Here is a 12061-nt window from a genome sequence, read left to right as displayed (position 1 = left end):
CTATAATCCTGAATGATGGTCCACTTTTTATTGACCGTATCGCCGACCCAGAACCTGTACTGCGGTTTATTTGCGCTATCTGCATTTGCCACTGCTGTATAATTCAATCCAGCATAAAATCTTGTTCCACCTAAATTAAATGAATTTATAGTGGTCCCTTTTGCTGTTATTTCATAGTACGCATAGGTATCATACGATTTCTTACTTGCAGAGTCTTTGACATGTACAACTACTTCATATTTCCCCGGCTCATTCACTGACCAGTTTGCCGTGTTTTTCTTACTATAATCTTGAATGAGTGTCCATTTATTATTGGTTTTGTCCCCTATCCAAAAACAATAAAGCGGCTGATTTGCACTTACTGCCGTTGCTGCCGCTGTATAGCTTCCCCCCGCGTAAAACTCCGTTCCTTCTATATCAAATGATTGTATAGCTGTTGGAATTTCTTCGGCTGTTATTTCATAATATTTATATGCATCATATGGTTTTGTACTTGCCGAATCTCTTACATGCACGATAACTTCATATTTCCCCGGCTTGCTTACCGACCAGGTCGCTGTATTACTCTCACTGTAGTCCTGAACTACAGTCCATGTCTTATTTGCAGGATCCCCGACCCAAAACTTGTACAGCGGCTTATTAACACTCACCGATTTCGCTGTTGCTGTATAACTCCTCCCTGCGTAAAACTCCGCTCCACCAATATTAAATGATTCTATTGTTGTCGGAATTTCTTCAGCTGTTATTTCATAGTATTTATATGCATCATATGGTTTTGTACTTTCTGAATCTCTTACATGCACGATAACTTCATATTTCCCCGGCTTGCTTACCGACCAGGTCGCTGTATTACTCTCGCTGTAGTCCTGAACTACAGTCCATGTCTTATTTGCAGGATCCCCGACCCAAAACTTGTACAGCGGCTTATTAACACTCGCCGCTTTCGCTGTTGCTGTATAACTCCTCCCTGCGTAAAACTCCGCTCCACCAATATTAAATGATTCTATTGTTGTCGGAATTTCTTCAGCTGTTATTTCATAGTATTTATATGCATCATAGGTTTTTGGACTTTCTGAATCTCTTACATGCACGATAACTTCATATTTCCCCGGCTTGCTCACCGACCAGGTCGCAGTATTCTTCTCGCTGTAGTCCTGAATAACAGTCCAGGTCTTATTTGCAGGATCCCCAACCCAGAACTTATACAGCGATTTGTTGCCGCTTGTTGCATTTGCTGCTGCTGTATACTTCTTTCCTGCATAAAATTGTGTTCCGCCTAGATCAAATGATTTTATAGTTGTTTCTGTAACTGTGATATCAAAGCTGGTGTACGTATCATATACTTGTGTACTTGCTGAATCTTTAATATGTACAACTATCTCATACCTGCCGGGCCTACTGAATGTCCAGGATACAGTATTCTTTCCACTGTAGTCTTGAATCAATGTCCACTCATTAGTTGCCCGATCACCAATCCAAAATCTATATAGTGAATTATTTGGAGTAACCGTATTTGCTTTTATCAAATAAGGCGTATGAGAATAATAAGTAGTCACCGATTTATTATTGTGTGTTACAGATAAACTGAACAGAGATGTTATCGGTTTGCTTGTCTTTTGCATTCTATCCATTAAATTAATAATTTTGCCACCGTAACCCGCCCCTGTAGCCCATCCATATCCCCAAGGATTTTCTTGCTTACCCAACCATTCCACATATTCCGAAGAACCTCTTGTTACATATTTAAACCTGGGATCAACACAATCCAAGTTTAAAGGGTCCGTTGAAGCATAGGCCTTTATGTGTTGAACCACTGCTCTTATTCCTGTTCTGATATCTGGAAAACTGTTTCCCGGCTCACCGCCTCCGGTAGCACCTATTCCCCCAAAATTATTTTGAGATTCCTTTACATCTCCACCAAACCTAAGATATCCTGTTTCTAACATCATCAAGGAAAATGCTACATCTGGCCTTACCCCTTCGATAATTGCCTCTTCCCAGACAATATTAACAAAATCATTGACATATTCCCTGCTTCTTTCGTTGTTATTATTCATGAAAAATGCATATGCTTGTCCCTGTGTAGCTTGACTTTCCCCCATGATAGGTGTCAAATTTTCTTCTTGCGCATATGCATTGGAGTATACATTAATACATAAAAAACTTAATACAAGCAAAAAAAACAATAAATATAGATGATAGCCCTTTTCTCACCTTTTTCACCCCTCCAAGCAATAAACAAATTACTATAACTAACCAAATATTACTCATGCCATCTATTTGATAGAATAAACATAGACAGCTTATCAAAGTATCAGTTTTTGACAGTCAAAAGGTATTGCTAACTATGGTTGGTATGGCAACAAAATATTGTTATCCCAAATAAAGAATATTTCTACGCAGTTAAAAAATCTCCTGCTTTGCCAAGTAATTCACGGTCAGTTGCAGCCCCTCATAGAGTCCCATTTCTGGTTGCCAGCCAAGTTCCTCCCTGGCCTTGCTTATATCCAGGTAAATTCTTTTGAGTTCTCCAGTTCTCTCAGGGCCATACAATGGATCACCCTTAAAACATATGGTATTTTTTAATAAGGCAAAAAGTTCATTTACAGAGGTACCTTTTCCCGTTCCGATGTTATAGGCAAAATTATTGATAGCACACCCCCCGGCGCTATAGCAAGAGGAACCTTTTTGCAGGTGTTCAATAGCCCGTAAATTTGCCTGCACCACATCGCCTACATAGACATAGTCCCTTAGCTGCTCACCATTTCCGAAAATAGTCGGTATTTCACCTTTGAGCATCTTAAGACCGAAGATAGCGATAACCCCTGCTTCACCAAGGGGGTCCTGCCTGGGTCCAAAAACATTCCCATAGCGTAGAGTAATATAGGGAAGGCCCATTACCTGGGCATAGTAATTTAAGTAAAATTCTGAGGCAAGTTTGCTAACACCATATGGAGATTGAGGGCCTTTTGGGTATTTCTCCGGTACAGGGAGTTTCTGTGGCTCACCGTAAACCACACCCCCGGAGGATGCAATAACAAACCCTTTAAGACTATACTTTCGGCAATTCTCTAGGAGATTGAGTAACCCCAGAATGTTGACCCGTGCGTCGAAAACTGGATCCGCTACCGAATGCCGCACATCGATCTGGGCAGCATGATGGTCAACATAATCGAATTTGCCCTCCTGAAAAACCCTTTCCAAATCTGAGTTGCAGATATCCATTTCATAAAATTCGGCTTTTGTATTAAGGTTTTCACGCTTCCCTGTACTCAGGTTGTCGACAACTGTAACTTCATGACCTTCTGCCAGCAAGCCATCAACTATATGGGAACCTAAAAAGCCTGCACCGCCCGTTACAAGAATCCGCAAATTTACTACCTCCTTAAGTCATCGCTTACAACTTATCCCTGCACTTTATATTTATGCCTGTTTTACTGATAGAGAATTTGCATTGATTATAAATCCATGTCAATCCCGTGGAACAGCCGATTACAGCACTATCTCCTATAACTCTTCACCACACTAAGCACAGCCTCAATAACATCATCAACATCTTGATCAGACATTCTTGGATAGAGGGGCAGGCTAATCAGGCGCAGGAAGTTGGAATAAGCAACTGGAAAATCTTCGGGCCTGTAACAGTACTTTATGCAATAATAGGGGTGTAAGTGAATAGGGATAAAATGGACGCTTGTCCCAATATTCCTCTCTTTCATTTCTTCGATGAACTGATCGCGGTTGATTTTCAAAGTTTTCAGGTTCAAGCGCAGTGTGTATAGGTGCCAGGCGTGCTTTACAGATGGCAAATTGGCAGGGGTTTCTAGACATGGACACCCTGAAAATGCCTCATTATACCTCTTTACAATCTCATGCCGCCGCTCCTGAAACCTGTCGAGCTTTTTCAGCTGCTGCAGTCCTAGAGAGGCCTGGATATCTGTCATGTTGTACTTAAAACCAGGAGCGTCTATCTCGTAGTACCAGGACCCACCCTTATCATACCGCTTCCATGCATCCCTGTTCATCCCGTGGAGGCTGAGTGCCCTGGCCTTCTCGATGAGCTCCCGTTTGCCAGTTAGCATTCCCCCCTCTGCGGTTGTCAAATTTTTTGTTGCATAAAAGCTAAAAGCAGTGAGATCTCCAATGGTGCCGACTGCTTTTCCTTCATACTGAGCCGGCAGAGCATGGGCGGCATCCTCAATGACAAAGAGCCGGTGCTCCCTGGCAATTTTTATTATCACATCCATCTTACAGGGGTGCCCTGTATAGTGAACAGGCATTATAGCACGGGTTTTAGGGGTAACTGCCTTCTCAATTAAGGATGGTGAGATGTTCAACGTGTCTGGCTCAACATCAACAAGCACCGGTTCAGCCCCTACATGTTCGATCACATTCACTGTTGAACAAAAGGTCATCGGCGTTGTGATCACTTCGTCCCCACTGCCGATACCCAGGACAACCAAAGCAAGATGCAGCCCGGCAGTACATGAATTAAGAGCCAATGCAGACTCTGCCCCTAGAAAGGTCGCGAACTCTGTCTCAAACCTTTTTGTTTTTGGCCCTGTAGTAATCCAGTCTGATGATAATGTATCGACAACCTCATCGATCTCTTCTCGGGAAATATACGGTGGTGAAAACGGTAAAAAAGTTGTTCTCATAACTATCTCCTCTATCTTCATAAATTCTTTATCAAAAAGTGGCTGCTCCTATGTATTTTTTTTTGATTAGGGCAGCCAATAATAATATCTTCATCAAGTTGTTCGAGTAGTCTCTGACAAATCCCTGCATTTTTTCCGGGCAACAATACCACCAGAACAGTGTAGGCAATAATTAGTAGATCAAAAAAAAAGCGACTGCTGCTGTGCATAAGCCAGATCAACCCTCAGCTTCTGTCGCATAATGCAAGTAATATAATATTCCTCGGGGTCATCTACATCTAGCAGTTCTTCTTCACTGCGGAATAGAATCTGAGAGACACCTGTTACTCCAGGCTTTACGGAAAGAACCTTTCTCTCCTCTTCTGTATAATACTCTACATACCTGGGATCCTCCGGGCGCGGCCCAACAAGACTCATCTCCCCGCGTAAAACATTAAAGAATTGAGGAAATTCATCCAGCTTCCATTTGCGCAGAAACCTGCCGCTTCCAGTAACCCGGCAGTCACTCCCGGCTGTAATACCGGGACCCTTTTGTCTTGAATCAACAACCATACTCCGAAACTTTAAAATATTAAAACATCTTCCCTCTCTCCCCACCCTCAGACCACGGTAGAAGACAGGAAAACCGGTATCTAAAATAACAACAAGAGATGTCAACAAAATAACCGGAGATAGAATAAGCAGCAATATCAATGATATAACTAGATCAAAAAGCCTCTTTATCATTTATCATTTTCCTTTTTCTTAAAGGAGTTCCTGAACATCGTGGAGCCAGTTTTTGACCAGCACATTCCAGTCCAGGTGATCCTCTGCAAACTTTCTTCCCTGCATACCCATCTCACAGGCAGTCTGTGGGTGATCCGCAAGCCATATAACAGCTTCCGCAAGAGCCTTTTCATCTTCAGGCGGTGTTACAAGCCCCGCTCCTGTCTCTTTTACTAAATCGGCACCCTCCCCGGCTCCGGAATAAACAATGGGAAGTCCTGTTGCCATATAAGCCATCATCTTTGCCGGACGGGTACCCTTAAAAAGTGGAAGATCCTTTAGTGTCACAAGTGCAGCATAAGCCTCGTTTAATTTGTCCGGCATTTCTGTAAGAGGTACCGGCTCCATAAACTTCAATTTAGTTATCTTCAAATTGGACGCCAGTTTTTTTTAAGTTTTCTAATTCTGGCCCGTCTCCAACTACTTGATAACAAATGTCATCGCGGTGTTTTGTGAATTCGGCGGCTTTAGCGATTACCTCGACACCATGAGCACTTCCAACACGCCCTGCATAAATAAAGCTTTTTTGCTTTTGTTCAGCCAAGTTTTGTACAGGCTGAAAAATTTCTACATTAGCACCGTTCGGCAAATAGTACAGCTTATTTTGCGGAATGTGTTTTTTTTGCAGTAAATCAAAAACCATTCCCTCGGTCACCGCAGTTATGCCGGAAGCCTTTCTATATAAAAAACGTTCGAGTTTAATCATGCTTTTCCCTGCTAAGGACTCTTTACTCATTGCGCCCAGGGCAAAGATAGAATCCGGCCAGAGGTCGCTGATATTTAACATCCAAGGGCGCCCCCATATTTTCCCAAGGATGTACCCTGTCATACCCAGTGTTAAAGGCGGTGATTCAACAAATATAAGATCCGGTTTAGGCTTAATCTTAGTTAACGCAGTCATCGCCAAAGCTGTAAAACTACCGTATGAAAATAAACGCTTGATAACACCCAATTCATTGCTGGCATAAGCCCAGACACGATAAACATTAATTCCATCTATCTTATCCTGTTTAAAAAAACAACCTCTGTAGTCGTCAAATATTTCCCCCAGCGGATAGGATGGCATAGAAGTGAAAACATCAACATCCACACCATTATTCAACAGCGCCCGAGCTGTTTCATACAGGCGTGTTTGGGCAGCACCCACCTCGGGTGGGAAATATTGAGTTAAAATTAATATTTTCAAGCCATCATCATCCCTAAAATTGAAGCTATTCGTTTCCCGGCAAAACCATTACCATAACGCTGTGGTTGATCCATAATATCAATACTGCTGAATTAAAACCCTTTCTATCATTAGCTTAATATATTTTGTTTATGGAAATTCAGCAATACAGCACCAATAATAAAATACAGGTAAAACATCAACAAAACATTTTTGAAAGGGTTTTGAATAACAGCAAAAGCTAGCATCAAAAGCATTATAAGGAAGAGTAATCTACTTTTCCTGATACCTTCACAGATTACCTTCATGCAAAATGCCAAAAATACCAATAATCCAATTATTCCTGATTTAATCAATACATCTATGTAATCATTATGCGTTGATCCTAACTCAGGCATATTCCCGCCAATATAGTGGTAATTGCTAACTATATTGACACTTCGATCAAGTCCGTACCCTATCAATGGATGTTCAGCAAACACTTCTATGGCTGTTTCCCATCTAAAATATCTGGTTAAAAATGTGTGTTCTAATGTTGACCCAAAGCTTGCCCCTTTTGACATGAGCACAAAGTAGGATAATGGTATTAATAACAAAACAGCAATCAGAACTACTGCCAGCTTGTTTTGGAATGAGAACCTATTATTCCCTATGATGTAGATGAGGTAAAATATTATTAGACCCAGAAGTGCAGTCCTTGATAATGTAATTAAGATCACCGCAAAAACCCATAAATCGATAATTAAACTTCTTTTTTTTTAAAAGGAAAACTCTTGCACAAAAGTGTATCACCAGAAACATAGCAAAATAGTTCGGGTAAATGGGCAAGTACTCCTGTACATAAGCAATAATAGCAATAGGAGAGCGTATTTTTATTAAATAGTAAAGGATAATTACCGTGCTGTAGCTCAAAAAAAGAATGAATAATTTAATTAAAAATAACTGAAAAACCTTTTGAGCTCAATATTAAATATAAAAGGCAATTCATAAAAAAATGTTATTGAGATTATCCCAATAAAGGATGCCGTCCTGCTAAAAGACAAGTCCATATAAAATGAACTAATCAGAAATATAAAAAGATAAACTATCCTTAATATCCAAAGGCTCTTTGTTACAGGAAGCTGCCAGTAGGATTTTTTAAATATTAAGCCAGCGGCATAAAAACCAAGTATGACAGGGATTAAGAGATAAACCGAATAAATAGGATATGAACTGATCGTAACCAAAGGTTTTGGATATAAAACAAGTGCACTTATAAACAGACATAAGAGGCTGTTAAGCATCCTTAATTCTCTCCAATAGAGCAGATAAAGGTATATAGCTACCTTTTTTAATGACATAAAACCCTATCTTATCCAAATGATCAATGTAATTTCTAAAGTCATTGACCACAATTACTTTTCCCATCAGCAGGGCTTCATATAATACAGTAGTATATGTGCCAAAAACGTAATCTGTTTCACCCAGCGACTCGTAAATATCTTTTTTTAAAGGATTTTCAAAATGAAAACCGCGAAAATAATGTTTAACATTCTTGTTAAAATACTCACCATATACCGGGTGATTCCTAATCACAACTCTTATTCCGCTGTCTTGCAGCCTTGTCAACTCTTCTACTATATACTTTAATTCCTGTCCATCCACTTCTGATGCCCAATAAAACTTAAGTAGCTTCTTGTTGAGTGAGACATCTGTTTTTCTCTTGTACTCTAATAACTTAAAATGTCTCGGTGGTAATTCAATATGAAACTGCTTTGGATAGGCCTTTAAGTCACAGAAAAGATCAACATAATACTGATCCCAAACAAAAAAACTCAGAAAACCTGAAAAAGCTGTCCCTAATATTATATATTTTTTCTCCATGCATGATGTTGATATGTTTTATTTTTTGTTGTTCTAGATAACAAGTTAATATTGATGATGTAAAAGAATACTCCGAAGCGGCCATAATCGCCTCCGGGTTATATATTTTGCAATGATAGGAGTACATGGATATTTTAACCATGCATTTCAATATAAAATAGGGATGCGTCGGAAACATATGAAATAAGCTTCGAAGAAATAGAAGCCCATTTCTATCAAGTATTATTCTGTTCTTTTTTGAACTGATGATCGTGTATTTTTCGGTTAAACTTTTCTGTATTAAATCATTTCTTATGTTTACAGCGGACACCGCTATTGGTTTTTTATTTTCGTCGGTAATATTACTTGATACCATTAGTTTATAGATTAATGCGACTGCTATATAGAATGGAAACAGCACAACCGCTGTTACATCCAGAATTATTTTTTTCATCGTTGAAGCACGGGCCATCTGGCATTGATACTGCAGAAAAGAACGATAAAAATAATCATCTACAGAATCCTCACTTAAAAACCGGCCGTGATCTTCAGCAATTTTATTTAATAATAAAAAATCATGTTCTATAGATTGAGCATCAAAATTAATATAAAACGAGCTTGAGAAATTCATCAGTGAAATAGTTTTTTTCATGAAAGACGTTATTGTTGGAAATGTCATTTAGTTTTCCCTTTCGAAACGCTAGTCTCTCTCAGGCTAAACGCTTAAACCCACTGTGTGCAATTGGGCCATTTAATTTTTTCTCCAAGTCCCCGTCTTCGAGCGATGACGAAATAGCCCTAAAGACATATTCCACCGCATCCTTGTAGGATTCAATGTGTCTGTCTTGATGCGCAAAAGAAGCATAGACGGCTTTTGATGCAATAAATCCTCTGGCCAGCATCTCTTGTGTAAAATATGTACAGATAGCCTGTCCGTTGGGATAATCAAATGAAAGAATACTCAATGGAGGGATACCATGTACTGATATCGCCAAACCGTAACGCTCCGCAGCATTTCGCCATATTTCCCTGACTCTGTTCCCTACTGCGATCAGGTGAGACTGAACCTTTTCAGCCTGAAACTTTTTGATAGTTGCTAATGCTGCAACAGGACCAATTCTTTCAGTCCAATATGTGCTGCTAATAAAGCTTCCCTGTGCAGCTTCCATTATTTCCCGCTTCCCTATTACTGCTGCCATCGGGTAACCGTTGCTGATTCCCTTAGCAAACACAGCCAAATCCGGAGCTATATTATAGAGAAGATGAATACCCCCTACATTCATGCGCCAACCAGAAGTAACTTCATCATAAATTAATACAGCCCCAATCTTAGATGCAATTTCTCGAACATATTCTAGAAACCCTTCTGCTGGATCTTCATGCCGAACAGGTTCCATAATTATTGCCGCAATTTCATTGCCGAAAATATTAATTATTTGGTCCAGTTCCTTTGGTTCATTATAGTTAAAAGGAATACTTGTACCCTTGAGTGAACGTGGAACACCACTGGGTTGTAAGCCAGGTAACAACTGCCCATCCAAACTCTTTTCATCTGCAAGATTCGAGGAGAGATACCAATCATGCCAACCATGATAACCGCAAAAGACCACTCTATCCTTACCAGTTGCTGCACGTGCAATACGCAGGGCGATTGTTATTACCTCTCCCCCAGTACGGGTATAGCGCACCATATCTGCCCATGGATGCAAATCACAGAGAATTTCCGCCAACTCCACTTCCTCAGGGCAATTTAACGTACACATACTTCCCTTTTTGATAACATCGCGGACCGCATCATCAACATCTTCATCACCATAACCAAGAATACATGTGCCTACACCCATGATACTCATATCAATATATTTTTTCCCGTCAAGATCCCAAATCTCAGCACCCTTACAGCGATCATAATAGGAAGGCCACTGCTCTGGTAAAAACATTTCAGGACGTTTGGAAAGTAGTTGGGTACCTCCAGGTATTAAACTTTTTGCTTTATTATAGAGTTCCGTCCCGTTACTCATTTTATCAGCCTCTTTCCGCCTGGTATAAGATATTCAATATTTGTATGTCTTCATGAAGTGTGTTCGGAAATGCTTTAACTCCCTTAACAGCATCAATAAAGGATTTAACCTCATCTATATACATATCTTCAATAATGTTTTTGTTATAACCCGCAGTAGTTTCACCTTGAGGTGTATTATAGTAAACCCACCTCATATTAATGGCATCATATACCTTTACTACACCATCATCCCATCTCCAGACAATTTGTCCCTTTTCCATATTTAAAATTAAACTGCGCGTTGCGTATCTTGAAGCCACATCAACAATCAGTGACCCATAAATATTATCGTTAAAATTTAAAGCGATAACATAGGTATCATCAATGCTCGCACCGACATCCATTGTTTCCCCGTAAAAGCATTTAACATCAGTTGGCAGACCCATTAATTCAACAAGCCAGGTTAATTCAAACGGAACGATCTCCCTCGTCCCCCCTGTTTCACGTTGACTGACATAATAGTCCTTTACATCTTCATAGGTATGCCAATCGGGCAAATACTGCCCTGAATGGTAACTGAAATTCGTAATCTTCCCATAACATCCACTCTTAACAATCTCTTTGATATCTTTAATTGCGGGATGAAATGTCAGTGTGCATGAAGGAGCTATCAGAATCCCATTCCCCTTTGCTATCTGATTCAGCTCTTCAAGGCCATCTTTAATTACACTTGCCTCAATAAAACATGGTTTCCTGTTATCCAGTGCCCACTTGATCCACTGATTGTGTTTGTCAGGAGGTGTTGAGATCACCACAGCATGAATATTGTCAATCACTAATTCCTCTAAAGTATCAATGGTATCAATATTGTACTTTTGTTTGGCCTCATCCTGACGGTCTTTACGCGGGTCATACCCGGTTATTTCATCATAACCCAATGCTTTCAAGCACCTGATACGCCTTTTTCCCATCGAACCCAAACCAACAACAAAAAATTTCATCTTATTTCCCCCATCTTTTGTTTTAATATCGTTTCTATGACCATAAAATCATAAATATCATCGACTTCGTAGTTCTGCCATCTTTCAATAAGAAATGGCAGGGTTCTTTCTTGATAAAAGGTTTTGCTGCTAAAAAGGGTTTCAACTTTAGAAAGATAAATAACACCATATGGAAAATAAGCACTTGAATAATCTTGTCTTCTTGTTGCTGTAACTTCTTGCTCAAAAAATGGTTTTACATAACCATTTATATCCAGGCTCTTTGTTATCTCGGGATGCTCAAGCGATATTTTGCCTAGACTAACAAGGCAATCTACATTTTTACCATTGTCAATAAGTTTAGCTATACTTCAGAAACTCCGCAGGTGATCGCCTAAGTTCTTGCGGTGCAAGCAACGCAGTATAAAAGCAAAATTTTATTAATTCGCATTTTTTAAACCAAACAGGCAGGAAAAAACATAACTAATGACAAAAACCATCCTGGAAGCAACAACGATCAAATCATCATTTCCAGGAGGTGTTACCACCGATGTCGAAACGGTGGCTCAAAGATTTTCTTCGATACATCAACAAGGTATTCCTGCCTGAGGGCTGTACAAAATGGGCAAAAGATGAAAGAAAAGATCCA

The 12061-nt window shown here is 39.8% G+C and carries 10 protein-coding genes; all 10 read right to left on the bottom strand.

Annotation, left to right across the window (positions count from 1 at the left end):
- The coding region (locus SSCH_RS16070) for a triple tyrosine motif-containing protein (RefSeq protein ID WP_156972038.1) at positions 1 to 2102 on the bottom strand (2102 nt) is incomplete at its 3' end.
- Between the two features lie 301 nt (positions 2103 to 2403).
- Entirely contained in the window at positions 2404 to 3372 is a 969-nt protein-coding gene (locus SSCH_RS02210; protein ID WP_044664042.1) for an NAD-dependent epimerase/dehydratase family protein, read from the bottom strand.
- Between the two features lie 128 nt (positions 3373 to 3500).
- Positions 3501 to 4679 carry a DegT/DnrJ/EryC1/StrS family aminotransferase gene (locus SSCH_RS02205; protein WP_232294162.1) on the bottom strand — a complete coding sequence of 393 codons (1179 nt, stop codon included), beginning with the start codon at positions 4677 to 4679 and terminating at the stop codon, positions 3501 to 3503.
- Positions 4680 to 4838: 159 nt separating this feature from the next.
- Positions 4839 to 5384 (bottom strand): sugar transferase, encoded by a 546-nt coding sequence (locus tag SSCH_RS02200; RefSeq protein ID WP_044664041.1) that lies wholly within the window; start codon positions 5382 to 5384, stop codon positions 4839 to 4841.
- Between the two features lie 18 nt (positions 5385 to 5402).
- A complete protein-coding gene (locus SSCH_RS16065; RefSeq protein WP_156972037.1) occupies positions 5403 to 5795 on the bottom strand; it encodes a glycosyltransferase in 393 nt (130 codons plus the stop codon).
- On the bottom strand, positions 5782 to 6609 hold the full coding sequence (locus tag SSCH_RS02195; RefSeq protein ID WP_052835210.1) for a glycosyltransferase family 4 protein: 828 nt from the start codon (positions 6607 to 6609) through the stop codon (positions 5782 to 5784). The genes SSCH_RS16065 and SSCH_RS02195 overlap by 14 nt, the downstream gene beginning before the upstream one ends.
- A 110-nt stretch (positions 6610 to 6719) precedes the next feature.
- Positions 6720 to 7328: an O-antigen ligase family protein gene (locus SSCH_RS02190; RefSeq protein ID WP_269746097.1), complete on the bottom strand. Its 609-nt coding sequence runs from the start codon at positions 7326 to 7328 to the stop codon at positions 6720 to 6722.
- Positions 7329 to 7863: 535 nt separating this feature from the next.
- Entirely contained in the window at positions 7864 to 8451 is a 588-nt protein-coding gene (locus tag SSCH_RS02180) for a hypothetical protein (RefSeq protein WP_044664038.1), read from the bottom strand.
- A 689-nt stretch (positions 8452 to 9140) separates the two neighbouring features.
- Positions 9141 to 10451 carry an aminotransferase class III-fold pyridoxal phosphate-dependent enzyme gene (locus SSCH_RS02175; protein ID WP_044664037.1) on the bottom strand — a complete coding sequence of 437 codons (1311 nt, stop codon included), beginning with the start codon at positions 10449 to 10451 and terminating at the stop codon, positions 9141 to 9143.
- A 4-nt stretch (positions 10452 to 10455) separates the two neighbouring features.
- Complete coding sequence (locus SSCH_RS02170) at positions 10456 to 11433, bottom strand: Gfo/Idh/MocA family protein (protein ID WP_044664036.1); 978 nt, start codon at positions 11431 to 11433, stop codon at positions 10456 to 10458.
- Positions 11434 to 12061: the final 628 nt, after the last annotated feature.

Source organism: Syntrophaceticus schinkii, from assembly GCF_000946815.1.
Lineage (GTDB): Bacteria > Bacillota > DSM-12270 > Thermacetogeniales > Thermacetogeniaceae > Syntrophaceticus > Syntrophaceticus schinkii.
The sequence above is the reverse complement of the archived record's forward strand: the minus strand, read 5'-3'. Positions and strand labels throughout refer to the sequence as shown.